Origin of the sequence: Compostibacter hankyongensis (assembly GCF_039541075.1) — a bacterium.
Classification (GTDB): domain Bacteria; phylum Bacteroidota; class Bacteroidia; order Chitinophagales; family Chitinophagaceae; genus Compostibacter; species Compostibacter hankyongensis.
Map to the genome: position 1 here is coordinate 650761 of NZ_BAABFN010000002.1, position 22899 is coordinate 673659.

Below are 22899 nucleotides of genomic sequence, written 5' to 3' on the forward strand. Positions count from 1 at the left end.
AAACTGCATCGGGACCTATTATAAGTTAAGACTTACGCCAACAAGATATACGCGGGACGGCAGCGCCTGAAAGTTATCCACCCCGTTGTAGCCCACGGTATTGAACCAGGGCAGGTCCGGGTTAAGGCCGCCGTACCGGGTAATGGTAAACAGGTTCTGCACCGAAGCGGATATCCTCAGGTTCTGCACGCCTTTCAGCCATTTCGAAGGAAGCGTGTAACCGATCTGCATCAGGTTACATTTCACAAAATTGGCCTCGTCAAGGAAAAAGGTGGACATCTTGCTGAAGTTGCCGTTGGCATCCGGGTACCGGAGGATAGGATAACTGTTGCTGGTGCCTTCGCCATGCCAGAATTTGTCGGCCAGACCGGATTCGAAGTTCAGATGCCCCGCCGGGTTCATGTTCAGCAGGTTGCTCTGGAAATATTTGGCGCCCCAGGAGCCGTAAAGCTCTGTCCGGAAATCAAAGTTCCCATAGTTCAGCGTCAGGGTCAGCCCGCCGGTGAGCTTGGGCCAGGGGGAGCCCAGGTCGGTAAGGTCGTCGTTATCGATCACCCCGTCGCCGTTGATATCCCTGTACTTCAGATCGCCTGCCTGAGCGGAAGGCTGCAGGGCCTTTCCGTCTTTATTGACGTAAGCAGCCGCATCTGCATCCGATTGAAACACCCCGTCCACGATAAAGCCGTACCAGGCTCCGGGCTCATGTCCTTTGGTCAGGCGGGAGCGGAAGGTGGATATCACATCGTTGGCTTCGTGTCCCAGGATAGGATCGGCCGAGCCGAGATCGTCCACAATGGAACGGAAATGACTCAACGTAAAGTTGGCGCCGAACCGGAGCTTGGGGGTCAGCATATCGTTATAGCCCACCATCACATCCCAGCCGTTGGTGGTCATCTTCCCGATATTGGCCAGCTGCACCGGGTAGTAGCCCTGCGGGTAGCCCAGGACATAATCCACGGTGATGTTTTCGAGGAGGTTGCTGGGATTTCTCACATATTTCTCCAGGCTGACATTGAGCTTGTTTTTCAGCAGGGTGGCGTCCAGCCCGAAGGTATAGTCCTGCTGCACCTCCCATTTGATCAGGGGGTTGGCGATCACACCCGCGGCATATCCCGTGGTATAACCTCCGCTTGCATTCGGGTAGGTGACCACACCCAGGCTGGAGGTATAAGCGCTGGTCGTCGGCGGTAGATTCCCTCCGGATTTACCCCAGCTGGCCCGGAGCTTCAGGTAGCTGACGGTTTCGCTGAGGTCCTGCATAAAAGGTTCTGCAGAAATGATCCAGGCGCCGGAAACGGTGGGGAAATATCCCCAGCGGTATAAAGGATTGACCAGGGAAGAGGCGTCGGCCCGCATAGTGCCGCCCAGGTAATATTTTTCCTTATAGTTGTACCGCAGTGATCCGAAATAGGAAACCATGTTGCCCCAGGTAGGCGCGCCGGGCTGATAGGTACCGCTGCCGTCGATCACGGTGGCTCCACCGGCAATATCCTGGTAGGCTGGATTGTCCGCCGGTATATCCTGGCGTACCGCGCCCGTTCCTTTCGTCACATATTTGTCGGTGCTTTCGCCGGCGAGCACATCGAAATGATGATCGCCGATATCAAATTTATAATTGGCCGTGTTGACAATCTTCCAGCGGGTATCTACCCCGGTGGAGGACCTGGCGGAATCCACCTTGTTATAGGCATTGGGGGCGAGGAAGTATTTCGGGAAATAATTATTGGCCTGGGAAACATTGATAAAGCCCTCCACGCTGCTTTTGATGACGAGGTTTTTTACCGGCGTCACCTGCACATAGGCAGCGTATTGCGTACCAAAAAATTCATTCTTATCAAAATTCTTTGCATAGTTAAATGCCGGGTTGGTCACGCTGTTAAAGGAAGATCGGTTGGCCAGGCTGTATACAGGATTGAAGGCCGTATAATCCCAGGGAGTTCCCGAGCTGTTTATGGCGTTCATCACCGAGTCCGCCGTCTTAAAGGGAGCCGTGGTGGGATCCATCGCATAGGCGCCATAAATGTTGTTGGGAGAGGCCAGCCAGGTTTCATAACGGGGGGCGATGCTCATTCCTATCTTAACCGCTTTGCTTACCTCAAGATCCCCGTTGAACCGGCCGGTAAACTTCTGCCAGTTGCCGCCTTTGCTGGTGGCGTTGTAGGAATCCTCCCGGTAGTAACCCAGACTGCCGTAAAGCGACAATCCTTTACCGCCGCCGGTAGCGCTGATCACGTAATTCTGGGTCCTGCCCACATCAAAGGTCTGGTCCCAGTAATCCGTTCCCTTCAGCTGGTCCGGATTGGAAAAAGGAAGCGCCTGCCCGCCGTTCTCGGCTTCCATATTCATCACGCGCGCATATTCCGAAGCACTGGCCAGATCTATTTTGGGCAGCCTGTTCCAGCCCGTGGTACCGGTAACATGGATCACCGGCTTGCCCATGCCGCGTTTCGTTGTTACCAGGATCACACCCTGCCCGCCGCGTGCGCCGTAGATCGCCGCCGCGGAAGCGTCTTCGAGCACATCCATGGAAGCAATATCCGAAGGGTTCAGCAGGTTCAGATCGTTGAATCCCACTTCTACCCCGTCCACAATCACCAGCGGATTGTTGTTGTAGTTGATGCTGCTCAGCCCGTGAATCAATATCTTGGGCTGTGCGCCGGGCAGTCCTCCGCCCGATTTGATCAGCAGGCCGGGCACCTTGCCTTGCAGCGCATTGCCGGCATTGCCGGTAGTATAAGGCGCAATGTCTTTTGCACTGATGGAGGCAATGGAAGTGGTCACACTTTTCCGGGAGACCGTTTCATAACCGATCACTACCACATCATTCAATTTGGCATTGCTGAGGGCCAAGACAATATTCAGAGGAGATGTACCGGTAACAGGCACCTCTTTTCTTTCCATGCCGATGGAAGAAATCACCAGGGTGCTGCCGGGAGCTGCTTCAAGACGAAATTGACCCTGGGCATCGGTTGTGGTGCCGTTTTGAGTACCCTTAATAACAATGGTAGCGCCGATGACCGGATCTCCGCCATCAGAGCGGACCGTTCCCTGCACCGGCTGCGGTGCCTGCTGGGCGCGTACAGCAGAAACGGAAAAAATGCAAATGCAAAATAAGGACAATACGCCGGCGAACTTACGCATACGGACGAAGTTTGGGTGGTGAAACGAATGACTGCGGATGGAGTATATAACGAAGCTTGCTGAAAGGGGTTCAGCAACAGCAAGCTCCCAGCTTAATGCGACATCAAAAATAATGGCAAAACGAGGCCGGACAAATGGGTAATCTTATTTAAAAAATGGACAATCTTATGATATTACCATAACCATTTCATGATCTCTGCTGCAATGACGGCATGTCCTTTCCGGTTGGGATGATTGGATTGCGCCATATAAGATTTCAGGTCTTCCCCTGCCGTGGCAAGCGTTTTAAAGCTACCATAGCTGTCCGCCAGACCGATATGATATTGCGCCGACAGCCGGATCAGCTGATCCGCATATTGCTCCAGTACATTTCCGTCTTTTGTAATATCCACCGTAAGATCGGGAGAAGGGGTCAACAGTATTATCTTAATATGCCGGCGGAGCGCCATCCTGATCATCCGCTCCGTAGCCTTCCGGGCTTTTTCGAGACCGATGCTGCGATCGTTCAGCGCATAGTCGATAAACAACACATCGGGATGATGCGTCAGCACATCCCGTTTGAAGCGCTTTTCACCCTGCACGGAGTTTTCGCCGCCGATAGAGGTGGTGATCACATTGATCACTGCATAAGGATAACGCGCTTTCATCGCCCGCAACACCTGGTGGGGATAAGCCTCCAGTGTTTTTACCAGGGGAGTGTGCGCATAGCCGCTGGGCACGGAATGACCATGAAATACCAGGTTGATCGTGCGGTTATGCGGCCATTGTTTTACCAGCTCCGACTTGATATCCTGCAGATAGGTACTGCTGTCCGCCTGCGCATTTGTCTTTGCCGCAGTAAACAACAAAGCGGATAACAACAGGAAAAAAGCATGTCTTGTCATAGACTGTTTTTAACATTGATAAAAATAAGATTACCGGCCGGCCTGGTCAATACGGTGCAGCGCCGGCTGCCGTGGCCGCGGGACGCAGACTACGGTCAAACAGCCGGTCTACCTGCTGCGGCAGCAGCGTCAGCTCCGGTTTAAAATCATCGCCGGTTACATATCTTTCGAGGCTGTACAGCAACTGTCGCGCTACAGGACGGCGTTCCATATCATGCAGCAGGTCAATGCTGCACATCAGCAATTTCCCCTTCCCCACCCGGGCTTCGAATATCAGCGCTATCTTATAATTCCGGTTCCAGTCCGGGATCATCTGCACCAGCGGCCGGAGGGCCGAGGGCATACTGTCCAGCCACATGGGGCGGGAATGGCTGACCAGGTCCCACCACTGCCAGTCCGAATGAAAGGCGGTCGGAAAGGCCTGCAATGCAGGGTGCTGCGGATCACACAGGATGCCCATGAGGTCCGGGGGCATGCCGGACCATACGGTATTCCAGGAGATGCCCGAAAAGCTGGGCGAGATGGCATCATTGAGCCGGGAGGTATCGCCCAGCAGCAATACGCTGCCGCCCTGTTGCAATATCCGCTTTGTCTTTTCGTTCCACTTATCCGTTACCGTTACCCCCTTGCGGGACACCGCCGGCAGCCGGGCCGGATATACCCACACATGCCAGCTGTTCCGGACCGGCGTACCCTTCAGATCGATAACCAGCTTCATACAAACTGCCTTTTGTATTCCCTGCAGCGGTATCTGCAACGCGCCCAGGGATACCGGATCTCCTACCGGAATATCTTTGCGATCAAACCGGCCGGCCGCATAAACGCGTCCATCCGGGTACTGCAGCTCCCAGCGCAGCGCCGCATCATGGAGGGTCCCGCTTCCGTAATTGGCGAGCTCGGCCTTTGCGGTAAAAACCTGATCATTGGTCCAGGTGAATGCAGCCGCTCTCAGCAAGGGCACGCGGGCCGACTGGAAAGCGTGGAATTCGGCGGCATCCGCATAAAATTTGGGATCCCAGAAGTCGTCTACTACCCCCACCGGCGCAGTACCCTGCCCCGGGAAGTCCTGCAGCTGCAGCAGCTGGAAGCCGCCGAGACCGGGCGTACGCAACAAGGCTTCCATCTCCTCTTTTTTCAGGATAACCTGGAAGCGGCCGGAGGCCCGGGTAAACGCCCTGGCCTGATCCAGCATATGGTGGTTGCGCAACGACTCACGGAACAGCTCGTAGTTATAAGGTTTTAAAACACCGGTATATTTCGGTATCTGTGAAAAATCGGGATATACGCACCATTGTCCTACTTCATGGCTGATCAGCGGCACACTGAACTTGCCCACATAATCCTTATAGTCAAAATCGGTATTCATCGCCCGGGCGTTCATGCGTCCCTTCAGCCCCTCTTTCCAATGCTGGTAGCGGGGTCCGTAAAAATCCTCGTACTGGTTTTCCGGAACGGAAGGATAGCCGGATCCCGAAGTATAAAGATGCCGGGGATCCTGCTGTTTCCATTTACGCAGCAGGCCGGATAAAAAGGGTTTGACGTTAGGCCCCACGAGCTCATTGCCTTCGCAGAAGAGCATAAAAGAAGGGTGATTGCCATAGACCTGCAGGATACGATCGGCCTCTGCCGTCAGGAAGCTGTCTGCAGCGGGATCCCTGCCGATATTAAACCGCCAGTCCGAATTCTCCACCTGCAGGTAGATCCCGGTACGGTCGGCAGCTTCAAAAGCGGCTTCCGGCGGACACCAGGAATGAAAGCGCATGGCATTCAGCCCGTAGGCCTTACAGGTACGGAACACATGACCCCAGTAAGCCGTGTCGGTAGCCGGATAACCGGTAAGGGGAAACTCGGCGGAGTTTACATCGGCGCGGATGAAGGTGATACGGTCGTTGACCGCAAAGTGGGTGCCTTTTAAGGAGAACTGCCGCATGCCAAAGGTAACCGTACGGCTGTCGCGGCAGGCGGAACTGTCTGTCTGTGTTTCCAGGTTAACCCCCAGGGCATACAGGGCTGGATCAAACTCATCCCATAACCGGATGCTGTCGCCCATTTTTAATAGGGTCGTCACCGTTATCGTATCGCCGCTTCCGGAGAATCTTTCCTTCCTGCCCGCCCCGGCTACTTTAATAGAAGGCCGTCCCCCTGCTTGCTGCGGGCGGGCGGACAAGGCCAGCGTACCGGCCACCGGCTGCCGGGTATCGTTGGCAATGGTGATCTTTACCCGCGCCTGCCGCCGCAAAGGCTCAGGATAGACCTGCACATCCCGGATATGTACCGGATCAAAAGCCCGCAGTTCCATTTTGCCGACGATACCGTTCCAGTTCGTTTGCGTCTCTGCACTGATGGCATGGGGAAATCCGATATCGTAAATCCGGCCGTTGTCCACCCGTATCCGGATCGTATTGGGACGGCCCGGCTGTATCAGCCCGGTGAGATCATACACATGCGGTACGGAAAGACTTTCCTTTTTGCCGGCTGCCTGTCCGTTCACCCATACGCGCGTCTCCCAGTGCGCCCGCTCCAGAAACAGCTGTATGATTTTTCCTTTCCAGCCGGCCGGCACATCTATCTTTTTCTCGTACCAGGCGGCGCCGCTGTAGGCGAAGGCGCGGGTCAGCCGCAGGGAAGTCATGGTTTTTGTCTGAATGCCTTTTCCCGCCTGGTCGGTAGAGCCCGGCAGCGTGATAAACTCCGGCAGCTTGCGGGCCAGCGGGCTGCCCTGGGGCGGGATGCCGTCTGCGAGGGGGTCAAGCCTGAAATTCCAGATCCCGGCCAGTGAAATTACCCGCGAAGGCACCACAGCATCACCGGTTTCTGCCTGCGCCCGGAGCGAACGGGACAATCCCGTACAAATGCAAAACAGCAACAGCGGCACCGCCGTTCGCGATATTTGTATATATAACCTGGATAACATCAGCTCTCTGGCATTAAAACCATTTTATCCGCACAGGGAGGAATGAACCATGCCAACCCCTCCGACACCCGACAGGATGCCGCTCCGGCTTTCAGCGAGGAAATGAAACCCTGTCAACCGACCGCCTGGTTGCTGGTCTTCAGCGCATTCAGGTGTACCTGGGCGCCCTGGTGGTTGACATCCAGTGCAAGGACTTCCCGGAGGCAGGCTTCCGACCGGTCGAACGCCCGGAGGCCCTGGTAACCCAGCCCCTGGAGGTAAAGACAATGGATCCTGTTTTTCAGATCCAGATCCTGGTCAAATACCAGCAGGTCGGGGAGCGATACGGCAAAATAATCGATACGGATATGGTCCTGCATGTGCTCTTCGGCAAAGCGGACAAAGCGTTTGAAAATCTCCTGTCCGCACTGCGCTTCACCAAGCTTTTCCCAGGCCATGCCCTGGTAAAATATTTTATCCGGCTGGGGATCGTTGTAAAAAATAGCCTGTACCGGTTCGCTGATGCCGCGGGTGGCCAGCTGCCATTTCTCCTTCGCGGCCTGCAGCGCTCCCATGCCTTCCAGCGCGCAACCCTGCAGGTAATGGATATCGTTCTCCTGCGTACCGTATAGCTTCCCTTCGCCGAGGTTATGCGGATATTGCTCACAGGCCTGTAACAGCAGCAGCGCTTTTTTAAAGTCCCTGCTCAGCAATGCCTGCCGGCCGAGCTCCAGGTGACAGATCAGGTACTGACGGACCACCTTTCCCTCGCCGCCTTCCCAGGGATGGAATTTGCGGGCGGCCAGCAGCTGCCGGGCCGTTCCGTACTGACCCAGCTGATTGTACAGGGTTATCCTTTCCAGATAGAGGTCGTCCCGGTCTTCCACCAGGGAAAGGTGCCGCTCAAGCAGCGCCAATCTTTCCGCCGGGGCACGGTTCATCTTTTTATAAAGCTGATCCAGCTCCATCAGCACCCTGGCATCGCCGGTATCGAGGGAAAAGGCCTTTTCCAGCATCTCCAACGCCTGCTCCGGCGCGTTCCGCTTGTTGTGATAGGCGAGCGCCAGGTTGCGGAACACCGTCGGGAAGGATGCATCTCTTCCGGCCGACTGCTCCCAGCAGGAGATGGCTTCCTCATATTGCCTTTTATCATACCAGAGATTCCCCAGGTAATAAAGCCCCCGGGCATCTTTCTTATTAAGGTCCGCAACAGCCCGCAGCACATTGATATCCATAATATGATTCGGGAAGCAGGGACCCGCAAAAGGCGCCGCGGCTTTTTCCGCCGCTGCCATCGCGCCCTTCTCATCCTGCAGCTGCAGGTAACACCAGCTCATATAATAATATACCAGAGGATATACAGGTGGATAGCCGGCGGCATATTGCTGCAGCAGCAGAATAGCCTCCCGGTAAAATCCTGCCTGTATATAATCCCGGGCACAGGCCAGCCAGGTTTCGGTACGGCCGTCCATCAGCGACTTCATAGCGGCCAACGATGCGGCAGCCTCGGCGGGATTTCCTTTTTCCAAAAGCAAATATTGCTCAAAGCGGCAGCCATAGTTAAAGGGATCGGTCTGCAGGGTAGCCGCAAGACTTTCCAGGGCTTCTTCCTGCCGGTTCAGGCTGCGCAGCAGTATTACCTTGAGATGATGCGCCGTATATCCGAGGCCGTTAATTTCCAGCGACCGGCCGGCGAGCTCCAGGGCTTCGGCATAGTTGCCCTGCATGGCGGCAATACGGGCCAGCGACAGGAGAGCGCTGTCGTTCCATGCGCCGCTCCAGGCGGCCTTATAAAAGGCGTCAAAGGATGCCTTTAGCCGACCCTGCAGCATCAGCGCCCATCCCAGGTTGTAAAAGGGCTCCCCGTCGTAGGCATTGGGATTCCGCAGGGTAAGACGGTCGATGGCTTTTTGAAAATACCCGGCGGCCTGCTCAAATTTTCCCCGCCGCAGATACCATAGCCCCAGCGCATTGTTATTGCGGGCATCGCCCGGGTCGCGGCGGAGGGCTTCTTCATAATAAGGCACCGGCGAATAGGTAGCATGCCGGTACTGCTCAAGATGTAAGCCGTGCAAGTAAAGCAATTCATTATTTTCCACCTCGGCAGGATCCGGAGCGGCTACGGCAGGAGGCGGCACCGGTTTGCCTTCTGCAGCGGCGGGCTGCCAGCTCACCAGCGTCCTTCCCTCGCGATCCGTTACAGTAAGCTGCAGCATCTCGTAGGGGTACGACACGGGCGGGAGGACTTTTTCGAAGATATGCTCAGGCGATAACCGCACTGTCGTTTCCAAAAGCAGGGCATCTCCGGCCGAAAGCCGTATACGGGCGTCCTCATATAACGCGGTGGCATATACTTTTATAGCAAGAGAGCCGTCGGCCTGCTGCTCAAGGTTGAGCATGGCCTCGCGGGTCGCATTTTTCACCAGCCCTACCCTGGCATAAGGCATAAAGTACTGGCTGAATGTCCGGGTTTCGTTGGGCTGCAGCCAGGAAAAATCCGGCTGGTTATCGGTAAACATGCCGGTCATCAGCTCTATATAGGGTCCGTCCTCGTCCGTGAGATTCCGGTCCCAGGCCTGCCCGAAATCGCCGTTGCCCCAGGTCCACTGTTTTTTACCGGTAGACACATGGTGATCCGCCACATGCAGGACGCCGGCCTCGGCATCATGTTCGTAACCGCCGATAAAATCGTATTCGGAACGTACCGCCATATAGGAAGTCGGCACGGGAATATTCTTGTACCAGGATATATCCGTACCCGGCGCATAATTCACTTTATAGTATTCGCCGGTGGCGATGGGGAAAGAAGATACAGCCCTTTTGCCATGGTCAAATACAGCATGCACGTCGGGGGGAAATACGGACTGGTAATGATCGTTCACCTTTACCGCGGGATTGGCCCACCATAAAAAAGTCTGGGGGAAAGGAGTCGGGTTATGCAGCTTTCCCTTTATCTCGAGAAAGGCTTTTCCCGGATAAAGGGTAAAGCCCGCCATGCCACGGGTATGAAACATCTTTTCGGCTTCGTGTACCCACACGGTCTTACTACCGTCTTCATTTTCTTTCAGGGTGAAATCCACCGGCTCAAAGGTGCTGGGGCGGTGGTGCTGGGGCCAGTTGAACTCAATCCCTCCCGATATCCAGGGACCTGCAAGTCCGACGAGGGCCGGCTTGATCACCTGGTTGTAATAAACAAAATGGCGTTGTCGTATTTTGTCATAGGCCATCTGTATCCTCCCGCCCAGCTCCGGCAGGATCATGATCTTCAGGTATTCGTTCTCCAGGAAAGCCGCCGTATAAGCCCTGTCTTCCTTTTCATCCAGGATTTTCTCCACTACCGGGTGCGGATATACCACCCCGCTGCTGCCCTGATAAACCCTTTTTTCGAGAAACATCGGATTTTTTTCCGGAGTCCCCGTCCCGTATGTAGGAATGATAACTTCTTCTGTCCAGATTTTTACCTCCATCATGATCCTTGTTTTGCAAGGTCAAATTTATCGCCGCCTGCTTCGCGCCACAATGGAGGAAGTTTTTAAAAAGATGGATTATCGTATTGTCAGACCGTTACCGACGCCACGGGGGACTCCCGCATGGCGGCCGGCCTAAGCGTCCAGAACAGGCAGAAGACGGACTTTCCTGTGCTGCGGAGGATATTATTTCAGCGGGGATATGCGGATGGCGCAGCCGTTATCGGGCAACAGCGTAAGCGGTATCCGGGTATGCTGATTCACCTCCAGGGTATCCACCCTGACATGGGTCGGGGTATGCGCTTTCGGGTCGTCGGCATACACGAAGGCCCTGTACCGCTTTCCTTTTTCCAGAAAACCGCAGGGCAGCACGATATCTCTTTTCGCTTTCCCGTTCAGCGCACCGATAAACCAGCTGACGCCGCTCCGCCGGGCAATAACGGCATGGGATCCGATCTCCCCTTCCAGCACGCGGGTATCGTCCCACACGGTAGGGAGGCTGCTGAAAAAAGCGAGCTCCGGCACTTCTGCAATAATACCTTCGCGCCCGGAGGAAGCATGATCCGGATCCGGCCGGTCGTACCAGAAAAGAAACTGAAGCGGACTGTACAGGCACACGGTCTTGGCCAGCTGGGAACCATGAGAGCCCATTTTCTGGTCGACCCGGTCCGTAAAATAACAGTTGGTATTATCGGCCGCTCCGGCGATCATCCGGGTAAACAGGGTGATAAGGGTCTGCTCGTTTGAAGGACTTTCCTCATCGCCCCTCACGCCCTCCTGGCTGAGCAGGTTGGGATAAGTGCGGGAATAGCCGGTCGGCCGGTACTCGTCATGCACGTCCACGATCAGCTTATATTGCGCCGCCTTCCGCACCGCGCGGTGCAGCCAGCCGGTCCACTGCTGCGACCCTACCCTGACAAATCCGAATTTAACCCCTTTTACGCCCCAGGAGTGATACAAAGGCAGGAGACTGTCCAGCTGCTTTTCCAGGGCAATATGGTTGACATACAGGATCACCCCGATATTTTTCGCGCTGGCGTACCGGATCACCTGCTTCAGATCAAGCGGCCCCGCGGACCCCGCCAGGGTATATGCCGTTGCGCCCGCTTCACCGGCTATTGCCCAGCCTATCGAAGCATTTTTCAGGACCGTCCTGCCTTCATAATGCAGACGGTAAGCCAGCAGCGCATGCAGGTCCGTTCCAGCGGTAAAAACAGCGGTTACATGGCCATCGGGACTGGAAAGATTAATGTCACCGGCAATCCCGCGGCCGGCAGATATCCATAAGAGAAAAGACAGGATGAAGAGCAGCTTTTTATACATATTTCAGCTTATTTTCCGAAAGATAGCTTTACTGTAGACCCGTCTTCCGGCAATTCTCCTGCTGCCTGCCTGCCGTTTATATCCACATGCAGGGCGCCGCCGGTATGAGCGGGGTCGCTGGCGCAAAGGGTCTCCCCCGTTATCAGAAGCAGGCAGGGCCGGTCGGCCGTTACCCGCCTTCCGTCGGCCAGCTTCAGCATGCCGGGCGAAAAGAAAGCCGCCATAAGGGTGCCGTCGGAGAAACTCACGGCCTGACCTCGCCCGTCATTCCGTAATACGGTCCAGGAAGGCTTGCCGGCCAGCGCGGCGGCCTGCTGCGGACCGGGACAGTAGCAAAGTGCATAGCCGGATGAAGCATCTTCCGGCTGAACGGGCTGCACCATAACGGGACAAAAAACATCTTCGGTAACCGGGGCGGCAGTCTGCGAGACGTTAATAGAAGACCAGCTTCCGGTAACAGGACCGGTCTGCAACTTTATCTCGGCCGGCTTCAGCGGAATATAGGCGAAGCCGTTATGATACATCCAGCGGACATCCTCGAGCTGCCGGCTGCCTTGCTGCAACACATTCCCGGGCCGGTTGACCGTTACCTTCCCTTCCAGCCGGCATTGGTCCAGCGTGGTAAATATGTCGCCGCTTATGTTTGCCGTATGGATACCGGCGATGAGACAGACAACCACATCTCCGTGACAGGCCCAGTATTTACGGGCGGTAAGCTGCTGTCCGTCCTTGCCGCTCATACAATAATCCATGACCGTCAGGCCGCTGCTCCCGTCGCCGGCACTGCCGGTAAAAGGCCGGCGCCCTATGCGGTCGGCGCCATCAAACGAAGTAACCCCGGGTAAGCGCTCCCAGTTCCATACCGGCATAAGGTTATAATATTCCCGGCCGCTCCGGATAAGATAAGCGTCTCCGCTGTTGAGCAGGTGCCCTTTCAGGTTTTCGTGATTGATCGATTCCGTAGACAGGGTGCGGTCGGAGATGGTTTTCAGGAAAAAGGTGAAATTTTTACGGTGGTATGCTGCAAAATCGGAATACGGAAAATACCGGAAGCCCGTAAGGGGCTGCCCCGCCCCGTTCTGCCGTTCCGCTATAGCCCGGAAAGCCGGTGCAGAACCGGGACGCAGCTCGGAAAGAAAGGGAACAAGATTGCGTACATCGGCGTCGTTCAGCGCATTTATCCGGCTGGCCGATCGGTCCATGGTACCGGGAACGGTATGAATCCCCCTGGCCATCCATTGCCAGCCGTTCAGCAGAAAACGGGTCAGGATATTCACCTTATCTTCGGGGAAGGCCCAGGGCGTGCCGCGCAGCTCCCAGGCGAGCCGGACATTCACATCCAGGAAAGCCGCGCCGTACTGATACATCTGCAGCCGCGGCCCGTGCTGGTGGAAGCTGTAGTCCGGTTGTATGCCTTCTCCGCGGGTTATCTTTATTTCACGGCTGATCAATGTGCTGCAATGCTGCATCTGCAGGCTGTCGCCGGTAAGCGCGGCATAGTGCAATCCCAGATCGGCGCTCCATACGAGGTTTGCTCCTACCCCGTCTACTTTCAGCTGCGCCAGCACTGCCAGCGCCCCTTTGCGCTGCTCCGGGGTCAGCTTTTCCCGGGTAAGAATGATGATATCCCGCATGAACTGGGGCACACCGATCTGATTGTGCCACCAGTTAACACTTTTGTAACGCACTTTCAACCAGTGATCCAGCGCAGCGCTGATGGTTTTCCATATCGCCTCCCGGTGATAATCCGGAGTGCCCGGCCTGGCCCAGGCCAGGGCCAGGCTGCGCACCCGCTGAAGATGCCCCGAGACCTTCCATTTGGCCGGTTCTTTATCCGCATAGTTGATATCCGGCCATTGCCCGCCGGCGTCCAGGGTAGCAATCCAGCTGCGAACATGCGCTGCCGGGAAAGTCCGGAACAGATAGCTGCGGTACCGGTTCAGTACCGTATCGGGTGTATACTGGGCAAAGCACCGGCCGCAGCACAGCAGCAGGATAAAAAAAGGTAAAAAACAGGCTTTCTTCATGCAGGCGATTTTTTGGGAAACAAATATACCTTCTTTTATCCCGCAGGGAAAAGGGAAGGCCGGAAAGATGGATTATTTTATGTGAAAAAGCTTACATTTACCGGCTGAAGCAGGCGGCCATCCGCAGGACGACCCGGAAATAATATCTTTCTCAATATCTTGTTGTGAATGTGAAAAAGAAAGAAGGTTTTGACGGACAGGAAGCTATCGTGCTGCCCCGCACCGTGATCCGGCAGTGCGAGGAACATGCGCTTATCCGGGAGCTGTTTATCACAGACATCGGCTATTACCCCCGCGCAGAGTATCATTACCGGGAGCGGAAGCACGGCGTGGATCAGCATATCCTCATTTACTGCGTGGACGGCAAGGGCGGGGCGGTAATCGACGATGTCCCCTACACCATACATCCGTTTGAGTACATGCTGCTCCCGGCGCGCTGCGCCCATTCTTACTGGGCGGACGAGCGAAGCCCCTGGACCATCTACTGGCTTCACTTCAACGGACATACCGGCAACCAGCTGAGTGAGCTGCTGGCCCGGCGCATGCAGAAAGGACAGAACTATTTAAAATTCAATGAAGATCTCATCCGGCTCTTCCACAGCATATACCGTCATCTGCAGATGGGCTACAGCATGGACAACCTCATTTTTTCGAGCCTCAGCCTGCATTACTTCCTGTCCTCGTTCATCTTCCCGGAAAAATTCAGCCTGCCGCGGGAGCACGAAAAGAAAGATCTTTCGGACCGGGCTATCCTGTTTCTGCGGGATAATATCGACCAGGTACTGTCTCTCCAGGATATCGCCGATGCGGTGAACCTGTCCACCTCGCATTTCTCCAGCCTGTTCCGGAAGAAAACGGGGTTCTCCCCTATCGAGTATTTCAATCACCTGAAAATGCAGAAGGCCTGCCAGCTCCTGCAGTTCTCACAGCTCCGCATCAGCGAGATCGCTTTATCCGTGGGGATCGAAGACCAGTATTATTTTTCCCGGCTTTTCCGCTCGCTCATGGGGCTCTCGCCACGGGAGTACCGCAATAAAAAGGAAATGCGGCATACCTTCCCCGATTCGGGGGGATCATAAAAAAATCCATTTTTATCCCTTTATCCTCCATGCGGGAAATCAAAAATCCTTTTACTATTGTTCCCGTTTATGAAGCAGCAAAAAGCATACATCGTCCTGATCAGCCTGGTTGCCGCCTTCGGCGGTCTTCTTTTTGGTTTTGACATCGCCATCTTCTCGGGTACCATTCCTTTTATACAACCTTACTATCACCTCGACGACGCCGCGCTGGGGTGGACGGGCAGCTCGCTGTACGTAGGCTGCATCCTCGGCACCCTCATCACCGGCTACGCCGCGGACCGGTTCGGACGTAAGCTTCCGCTCACCGCCGCCGCGCTGATCTTTGCCATTTCCTGCGTAATGATGGGCTGGTCCGGCTCCTATAACGGACTGATCCTTTGGCGCATCATCGCCGGCATCGGGGTGGGCGCCGCCTCCATGCTTTCCCCCCTGTATATCGCCGAAGTAAGCCCGGCTTCCATACGCGGAAGGATGGTGGCCATCAACCAGCTTACTATCGTTATCGGCATACTGCTGGCCTATCTCTCCAACTACCTGCTGGCTGGATATACGGACAACTGGCGCTGGATGTTTTCTTCCGGGGCCGTGCCGGCGACGCTGTTTTTCTTCTGCGTATTTTTTGTTCCGGAAAGTCCCCGCTGGCTGCTCGCGAAAGGACAGGCCGAAAAAAGCAGGCGCATCCTGAGCCGTATTGCCGGGGCTGTTGCCGCCGAGGAAGAGATCAGCAGGATCAACACGGCGCTGCATGACGAGGTAAAAGGAAAGCTCAGCGACCTTTGGCAAAAGGGCATTCGCGGCATCGTATTTCTTGGGATAGTCATTGCCGTTCTTCAGCAGCTGTCCGGGGCCAACGCAGTATTTTTCTATGCGCCGGTGATCTTCGAAAAGGCGGGAATGAACGTCCAAGACCAGCTCTTCCAGCAGATACTTATCGGCACCACCAACCTGGTATTCACGCTGGTGGCCATGCGGCTGATCGACCGCTGGGGACGGAAAAAGCTGATGCTGGGCGGTTCCCTGGGCATGGCCGTCTGGCTGCTGCTGATCGGGCTATGCTATCATTTTCATTTCTTTGAAGGAGCAGGCCTTACCACGCTGGTCATGCTGTTTATCGCCACCTATGCCACCACCCTGGCGCCTGTAACCTGGGTGCTGATCTCCGAGATATTTCCCACGCGCATCCGCGGCATTGCCATGTCGGTGGCCACCACCATGCTATGGGTAGCCTGTTTTGCCCTTGCCTACGGGTTCCCGGTGCTGATCAACCGGCTGAGCCCCTTCCAGGCCTTTGCCCTTTTTGCCGGCATCTGCTTCATTTATTTCCTTTTCCTGCTGAAATATGCACCGGAGACAAAAGGCAAGAGCCTCGAGGAGATCGAACGGGAGCTGGTACCCCCAGCCCCCTAAAGGGGGTGAAAGGTGAAGGGTAAAAGGTTAAAGGGCCACTTCCCACCATTTTTCCCAAATATGGCGTCCGTCGTTAAGGCTTACCTTCTCGCCGATCTTTGGCGTGGTGACGGGAAGCCCCGCGGCTTCCGCAAAGGCGGAGACCTCATGCAACGGCTCAGACCAGGGATGCTGACCCAGCTTGAACTTGGAATGATGGACGGGAATAAAGTTGTCGGCTTTTAGTTCCTTTACCTCCTCGATGAGCTCTGCGGGAAAGGAATGGATATAATGCCATTTCTCGTTGTACTGCCCGCATTCCAGGATCGCCCAGTCAAAAGGACCAAACTGTTCCCCGATAGCCTTAAAATGAGGCCCGTAACCGCTGTCTCCCCCGAGGAACAACCTTTTCGTCGGGGTTTGCAAAACAAAAGAAGTCCAAAGCGAAATATTTCTCCGAAACAGCCGGCCGGAGAAATGCCTGGCGGGTGTTAAGGTAATCCTGAACCCCTCTCCCAAATCCACGCTTTCATACCAGTTCTTTTCAATAAGCTTTTCTTTAGCCCAACCCCAGTATTCAAAATGTTGCGCTACCCCCAATCCGCAAATAACTTTACCGACCTTCGGTTCTAATTGCTGTATCGTGGTATAATCCAGATGATCCCAATGATCGTGCGAAATAAGCAACAGGTCCACCTGCGGCATATCTTCCGCGTGATAATGATCAGATCCGGGAAAAGCCTTTACGGAGCCCTTTATCGGCGAGGCATTGCCGCTAAAAACAGGATCCACCAAGAACTTTCTGCCGTCCACCTGGATGAGATAGGAGCTGTGTCCAAACCAGATCAACACATCTTCATCCGGCTTCAGGTTTTTCAGATCCGTGTCTACGAACGGGATGGGACCCGCCGGCGCCGTATCGGGGTGCTTACCCAGGAAATTCCAAAGCACCTTTATCATGCTTTCGCCTTCGACCAATGCCGGCGTAAAAACCAGGTTTTGAAATCTCCCGTTTTTATAATTGGGAAGCGTACCGAAACAGGCCCTCCGGGCTGCATCGGGAGCCTGACCGAATTTTTTGCTCAACATCATTATTCCAGCTTTATTTTTTCTTCTTCCAGATCTATCTGATGAAGGAATCTTCTGACAATCTCCTCGTCGATACGCGGCTCGGTTTTATTCTTGTGCAGCAGTAGTTTGCGCTGCCGGTCAAGAACATTCTTGTAGATCGATCTGATATTTCCGGGAACAGCTGCGGTTTCATCCGGCCTCAGCGAATTTTGCCATTGGCCGGCTAACTTTTGCAGGTGGACATCATGCTCCAGCTCAGCTTTATGATGCTGCGTTAAATACTGCAAAGACTCCAGGGCCAGCGCTTCCCGGATCAGGTTTTCGGTTTCCGCTTCCGGCAGGTGATCCTTAAAATCGGGCAGCTTTACTTTTTTGATCAGCAGCGGAAGCGTCAATCCCTGCAAAACCAACGTGACCAGAATCACTACGAAGGTGATGAACAAGATCAGATTCCGGTGCGGAAAAGCGGTTCCGTCCGCCAGCGTTACCGGAATGGATAATGCCGCCGCCAGGGAAACCACGCCCCGCATGCCTGTCCACCCGAGGATCAGCGGGGCTTTGCTACCCGGATTCCTGTCCGCCACGGTAATGAAGCGGCTGGCTACTTTTGTCACGATCAAGGCTCCGTAAGCGGCAAGCATCCTGCCGAAGATCAAAACCAGGGTAATGAGCAATCCATATCCCGCGGCCTGATAAAAGCTGATGCCCGCGGCTTTCAACCCGGACATAATTTCAGGAAGGTCCAGTCCGATCAGCATAAAAACAAGCCCGTTCAATAAAAAGACAAAACTTTGCCAGACATTCTCACCCCGCAAGCGGGAGGAGCTGCTCAGGAACTGATGCCGGTGATAAGATAAAAAGAGCCCGCCGCTCACCACCGCCAGCACGCCCGAAGCATGGGCTTCTTCCGCGCCTATATACATGGCATAAGGCGTTACCAGACTGAGGATAATATCCATATTGACTTCTGTCGGAAGCCATTTATGCATCTTCAGGAAAACAAATCCCACCAGCAGTCCTATACCCACACCGCCGATCACCATCCAGCCAAAGCTCAGCGCTGCCCGGTACCAGATAAATTGGCCGGTGGCCACGGCAATCATGGCAAAACGAAAGATAATCAGCGATGAAGCGTCGTTCAGCAGGCTTTCCCCTTCCAATATGGAAGACATCCTCTTGGGGACTTTTACAAATTTTAAGATGGCGCTCGCGCTCACAGCATCGGGGGGTGAAACGATGCCGCCCAGCAAAAAGCCCAGCGCCAGGGAGAATCCGGGAATAAAGGAGTTGGCTACAAAAGCTACCGAAATGGCGGTCAGAAAAACCACTACAAAGGCAAAGCTCCCGATGATCCGGCGCCAGTGCCAAAGCTCTTTCCAGGAATTGGCCCAGGCTGATTCATATAATAACGGCGGCAGAAATATAATGAAGATGAGTTCCGGGTCGATCTTCAGCATGGGGATGCCGGGAATAAAGCTGATCAGCAATCCCGCCAGTACCAGCAATACGGGATAGGCTACTCTGATGCGGTTGCCCAGCATGATCAGCAGCACGATAAGGACGATCAGCCCCAAATAGAAGGGAAAATGTTCCAGCATACCATGAATAGTCTAAGGTTTCAGGTCTAAAGTCTAAAGTTAATTTGCCTGGAATGGAACCTTAGACTTTGAACTTCAAACATGAATTCAGGAGACCTTTCTTGACGCACATTCCCTCCATTCTTTTGCCTTTGGCCCTTCGCCCTTCACCTTTTACCTTAATTCAGGCTCCTGAAATCCACCGGGACCAGCTTGCTGACGCCGGCTTCCTGCATCGTCACTCCGTAGATAACATCCACGCTGGCCATGGTCTGCTTATTGTGCGTAACCACGATAAACTGCGAGTTGTTGGAAAACTGACGGATCATGTTGGTGAACTTACCCACATTGGTATCATCCAGCGGCGCATCCACCTCGTCGAGGATACAAAAAGGAGCCGGCTTGATCAGGTAAATGGCAAAGAGCAGCGCCGTCGCCGTCAGCGTTTTTTCCCCGCCTGAAAGCTGGGATATGGAGGTGGGTCTTTTGCCTTTGGGCTTCGCCAGGATTTCAATACCGGTATCGGCTAAGTTCTCCGGGTCGGAAAGCAGCAGGTCTGCCTGGTCTTCTTCGGTAAAGAGCGATTTGAAAACCTGAATAAAGTTTTCCCTTACCCGGTTAAAGGTATCAAGAAACTTCTCGTTGGCTGTGGCTTCCACCTCCTGGATGGTAGCCAGCAGGGAGTCTTTGGCGGATACCAGGTCGTCCTTTTGCTCGATGATGAACTCGTATCGCTTCTTCATTTCCTGGAAGGCCTCGATAGCGGTAGGGTTTACCTCGCCCATATTTTCCAGGCGTTTTTTCAGCTTTTCCACCGCAGCCTGCAGGTCTGTCTCGGGTAGGTCGTTGCTGCGGGGCTCATCCAGGATATCGTCCAGGTTCACCTTGAACTCCACGCTGAGCCTTTCCTTCATGGAGGCCAGCTGCAGCTTCAGCTCGTTTACTTTGTCCTTGACGGTATTGAGCACCTGCTCCAGCTGTTCCCGGTTCCGGTGCGCGGCGCGCAGGGTGTTTTCCCGCTCTCCCACCTCGTTACGGAAACGGTAGTATTCCTGGTCTTTTTCATTCAGCGCTTTCTCTTCTTCCTCGCGGCGCCGGAACAGCTCGGTCAGCCCTTCTTCCGCCTGCCGGCCTTTTTCTTCGGCGGCGGTAATATCGGCCGCCGTATGCTGCAGCTGTTCGCTGTTCTGGGTAATGCGGGTCTGCAGGTCGTCGTGCTGCTTTTTCTTAAAATCGAGCTCCTGCCGGAGAGCCTGTACCTTGCTTTGCTGCCGGGTCTGCTGGAGCACCTGGCTGTTCTGCTGCACGCTCGCCTGGTTGTACTGTTGCTCGGCTTCCTGATAAGCCCGTTCTGCCGTTTCCAGTTGGGTACGGAGCGACTGCGTGCTGCCGGTGAGCGTCTCCAGCTCCTCACGGCTGCGGGCGATCTGCTGCTGCTGGGTGTCGAGCTGCCGCTGCTGCTCTTCCAGCTTTCCCCTGCCGGTGGTGTCCAGATGATGAAAATGCTCGATACGGTTCTGTAACCCAAACAGCTGGTTCTGCAGCTGCTGCACCTGGTCACGCATCCTGTTGAGCTGCTGCTCATCCAGCTCGCTGTTATAGCCGGATACTTCCTGCAGCCGGGTCTGTATCTGCTGCCGCAGATCGTCCACCGCAGCCTGGCGCGCCGTGATCTCCTCCTGCAGCTTTTCCATGTTTTTGGCCCGGCCCAGCTTTTTTCCTTCGAACAGGCCCGTAGACCCGCCGCCCATATTGAAGCGGCCCCGGTATGCCCGCCCGCTCTTTTCCACCAGCAGCGCATCTTCCGGCAGGGCTACCGCATCCGCGAGCGCGATATGGTCGGTCAGGAACACCTTGCCCAGGAGGTAATGTACCAGGGCTTTGTACCGGTCTTCCGCCTCCACCACATCCAGGGCGGATACCATGCCCGCCGCAGGGATATTCACTTCCCCGCCGGCGCCGTCCCGGAACTGATCCAGGATAAAGAAATTTGCCTTCCCCTTTTTATGCTCATCCAGGAGATGAATGGCCTGCATGGCCTCGGCATAGTTGTGGACGACATAATAATTCAGGTAAGGCTCCAGCAATCCTTCCACGGCGGCGCGGTAGTCTTCCTTACAGAATATGATGTCCGAAAGAATGGGCGCCTCATTGTTCCAGCCTCCGTTTTTACGGAGGAACTTGATGCTTTCCGGATACCCTTCCAGGTTGTCTACAAGCGATTTGAGCAGGTCATACTCGTTCTTTTTAGCATCCAGCTTACGGGTTTCGTCCACCATCTTATCGCGGAGCAGCTCCACTTCGGACTGTACGGATAATATCTTTTCCTTGGTGGTTTCCTGGTGCCGGATCCGCTCTTCCAGCTGGGCGGCTTTCTCCTGCAGGTCCTGCTCCAGCGTTTCCTTTTCATCCTGCAGCCGCTGCACCTGCTCCCGCCGGCCCGCATTTTCTTCCTCCAGCTGCTGGATGCTGCGCCGCAGGTTTTCCACCGAAGTATCGGCTACGGCCACCTGCTTTTCGGCTTCAAACTGCCGGCGCTGATCCTGCTGATGCTGCTGTCTCAGCTGCTCCAGCGCAGCTTTTTTTGCGGCAAAGGTCTCCTGCTTGTCGGCTACCAGCTCCTTCAGGCCTTCCAGCTCGTCGCTCATGCTGCTGAGACTTTCCTCCTCTTCCTCCAGCTGACCTTCGGTAAAGACCGTAGAATCCGTCAGTCCCTGCAGCTGGCTGTCTGCGCCTTCCAGGAAGGTCCGGAGACTTTTTTCCCGCTCCCGGAGATACGACAGCTGCTGTGCGGCCAGGTTCCGGTCGTTCTCGTGGGTGCGGATGGTGGCTACCAGCTCGTTGAATTCCCGCTGCTGCTCCTGCAGTTCTTTTTCTTTGGCCACCAGGTGCAGCTTGTCGGTTTCCATAGCGGCTTCGGCCTGCGCTATTTCCGCTTCCAGCGCCGTCTTCCGGTCGGTCTCAGCTTCCTGCTGTTCGCTCAGCGTCTTAAAGGTGAGGTGAAAACCCTCCAGGGACGCCTTGGCCAGCTCCACGCTGGCTTCCCTGTACTCCTTTTTTATTTCGTAGTACCGCTCCGCTTTGCGGGCCTGGCTCTCCAGGCTTTTCAGGTTATTGTTGATCTCGAACAGGAGGTCCTCGATCCGGTTCAGGTCCTGCTCGGTGGCGTCCAGCTTTTGCTTCGCCTCCTTTTTCCGGGTCTTGTAAATGGAAATACCGGCGGCCTGCTCCAGCATACGGCGCCGGCTGCTGTCTTTGTCCCCGATGATATCGTCCACCATACCGAGCTCGATGATGGCGTAGGAGCCGGTGCTTACACCGGTATCCAGAAACAGGTTGTGGATGTCCTTCAACCGGCAGACCACATCGTTCAGCCGGTACTCGCTTTCCCCGTTCTTAAAATACTTACGGGTCACGGTCACAGTGGTAAATTCCGTCGGGAGGATGTTGCGCGTATTTTCAAAGGTCAGGGACACCTCGGCGAGGCCGCTGGAAGAGCGGGTTCTGGAGCCGTTGAAGATAAGGCCCGCCTGATTTTCCGAACGCAGCGCGCCGATGCGGTGCTCCCCGATCACCCAGCGGATAGAGTCGATAATATTGCTCTTACCGCAGCCGTTGGGACCGATGACCCCGGTAACCCCTTCGTCGAAATGCAATATCGTTTTATCGGCAAAGCTTTTAAAGCCTTTGATCTCAAGAGTTTTTAAACGCACAGCTTCAACAATTTTTACAGGGCGACAAAAATAAGGGTTATTCCGTTATTCCATGAACCTTTCGGCAGGACCGGCTTCCGGTCTGTGTCCCGCTCTGCGGGCTGCAGAAGAGAACCCGTATGCCCTGTAAAATAATAAATGCCACCCACCCCGCAGTGGAATTTTATCAACAATTGTGGAAAAGGAAGACGTCGCCGTATGAGAGAAAATACCGTCCTCGGGCACCGGGGCTGCCTGTCCGGTAAAAGCCCCGTCGCCGGAGGAGACAAATTGTCACTTTTTGCCATTTAATCCTTTTGGCAAAGATTTTGTTAATATAAAACAATAAGTCAACTACC

General features: G+C 54.9%; 11 protein-coding genes. 2 read left to right on the top strand and 9 right to left on the bottom strand.

Translation table 11 applies throughout. The annotated features are described in order from the left end of the window. Nucleotides 1–18: 18 nt before the first annotated feature. From ABD851_RS07420 to ABD851_RS07445, 6 genes are all read right to left on the bottom strand, one after another. Nucleotides 19–3141 carry a SusC/RagA family TonB-linked outer membrane protein gene (locus ABD851_RS07420; RefSeq protein ID WP_344977777.1) on the bottom strand — a complete coding sequence of 1041 codons (3123 nt, stop codon included), beginning with the start codon at nt 3139–3141 and terminating at the stop codon, nt 19–21. Nucleotides 3142–3314: 173 nt separating this feature from the next. Continuing rightward, nucleotides 3315–4025, bottom strand: a complete 711-nt coding sequence (locus ABD851_RS07425) for an SGNH/GDSL hydrolase family protein (protein WP_344977779.1) — start codon at nt 4023–4025, stop codon at nt 3315–3317. A 46-nt stretch (nt 4026–4071) separates the two neighbouring features. After that, nucleotides 4072–6939, bottom strand: a complete 2868-nt coding sequence (locus ABD851_RS07430; RefSeq protein WP_344977781.1) for a sugar-binding domain-containing protein — start codon at nt 6937–6939, stop codon at nt 4072–4074. 113 nt (nt 6940–7052) lie between these two features. Beyond that, nucleotides 7053–10388: a DUF5107 domain-containing protein gene (locus ABD851_RS07435; RefSeq protein WP_344977783.1), complete on the bottom strand. Its 3336-nt coding sequence runs from the start codon at nt 10386–10388 to the stop codon at nt 7053–7055. A 183-nt stretch (nt 10389–10571) separates the two neighbouring features. Beyond that, entirely contained in the window at nt 10572–11708 is a 1137-nt protein-coding gene (locus ABD851_RS07440; RefSeq protein ID WP_344977785.1) for a glycoside hydrolase family 97 catalytic domain-containing protein, read from the bottom strand. An 8-nt stretch (nt 11709–11716) separates the two neighbouring features. After that, nucleotides 11717–13735, bottom strand: a complete 2019-nt coding sequence (locus ABD851_RS07445; RefSeq protein ID WP_344977787.1) for a polysaccharide lyase family 8 super-sandwich domain-containing protein — start codon at nt 13733–13735, stop codon at nt 11717–11719. A 170-nt stretch (nt 13736–13905) separates the two neighbouring features. Between ABD851_RS07445 and ABD851_RS07450 the strand changes: the two genes are divergently transcribed. Both ABD851_RS07450 and ABD851_RS07455 read left to right on the top strand, forming a co-directional pair. Beyond that, on the top strand, nt 13906–14814 hold the full coding sequence (locus tag ABD851_RS07450) for an AraC family transcriptional regulator (protein ID WP_344977789.1): 909 nt from the start codon (nt 13906–13908) through the stop codon (nt 14812–14814). 69 nt (nt 14815–14883) lie between these two features. Further along, nucleotides 14884–16221 carry a sugar porter family MFS transporter gene (locus tag ABD851_RS07455; RefSeq protein WP_344977791.1) on the top strand — a complete coding sequence of 446 codons (1338 nt, stop codon included), beginning with the start codon at nt 14884–14886 and terminating at the stop codon, nt 16219–16221. A 27-nt stretch (nt 16222–16248) separates the two neighbouring features. On the opposite strand, the gene ABD851_RS07460 is transcribed toward ABD851_RS07455, so the two are convergent. The 3 genes from ABD851_RS07460 to smc all read right to left on the bottom strand — a co-directional run bounded on the left by ABD851_RS07460 (nt 16249) and on the right by smc (nt 22561). Then, nucleotides 16249–17289, bottom strand: coding sequence for an MBL fold metallo-hydrolase (locus ABD851_RS07460; RefSeq protein WP_344977793.1), 1041 nt, complete (start codon nt 17287–17289; stop codon nt 16249–16251). Nucleotides 17290–17291: 2 nt separating this feature from the next. Continuing rightward, nucleotides 17292–18869, bottom strand: coding sequence for a Na+/H+ antiporter (locus tag ABD851_RS07465; RefSeq protein WP_344977795.1), 1578 nt, complete (start codon nt 18867–18869; stop codon nt 17292–17294). Nucleotides 18870–19027: 158 nt separating this feature from the next. Next, nucleotides 19028–22561, bottom strand: coding sequence for a chromosome segregation protein SMC (smc, locus tag ABD851_RS07470; RefSeq protein WP_344977797.1), 3534 nt, complete (start codon nt 22559–22561; stop codon nt 19028–19030). Nucleotides 22562–22899: the final 338 nt, after the last annotated feature.

Bases quoted from the DNA above. Each gene is read 5' to 3' on its own strand.
- ABD851_RS07420 (WP_344977777.1), bottom strand. From the start codon at position 3,141: ATGCGTAAGTTCGCCGGCGTATTGTCCTTATTTTGCATTTGCATTTTT.
- ABD851_RS07425 (WP_344977779.1), bottom strand. From the start codon at position 4,025: ATGACAAGACATGCTTTTTTCCTGTTGTTATCCGCTTTGTTGTTTACT.
- ABD851_RS07430 (WP_344977781.1), bottom strand. From the start codon at position 6,939: ATGTTATCCAGGTTATATATACAAATATCGCGAACGGCGGTGCCGCTG.
- ABD851_RS07435 (WP_344977783.1), bottom strand. From the start codon at position 10,388: ATGATGGAGGTAAAAATCTGGACAGAAGAAGTTATCATTCCTACATAC.
- ABD851_RS07440 (WP_344977785.1), bottom strand. From the start codon at position 11,708: ATGTATAAAAAGCTGCTCTTCATCCTGTCTTTTCTCTTATGGATATCT.
- ABD851_RS07445 (WP_344977787.1), bottom strand. From the start codon at position 13,735: ATGAAGAAAGCCTGTTTTTTACCTTTTTTTATCCTGCTGCTGTGCTGC.
- ABD851_RS07455 (WP_344977791.1), top strand. From the start codon at position 14,884: ATGAAGCAGCAAAAAGCATACATCGTCCTGATCAGCCTGGTTGCCGCC.
- ABD851_RS07460 (WP_344977793.1), bottom strand. From the start codon at position 17,289: ATGTTGAGCAAAAAATTCGGTCAGGCTCCCGATGCAGCCCGGAGGGCC.
- ABD851_RS07465 (WP_344977795.1), bottom strand. From the start codon at position 18,869: ATGCTGGAACATTTTCCCTTCTATTTGGGGCTGATCGTCCTTATCGTG.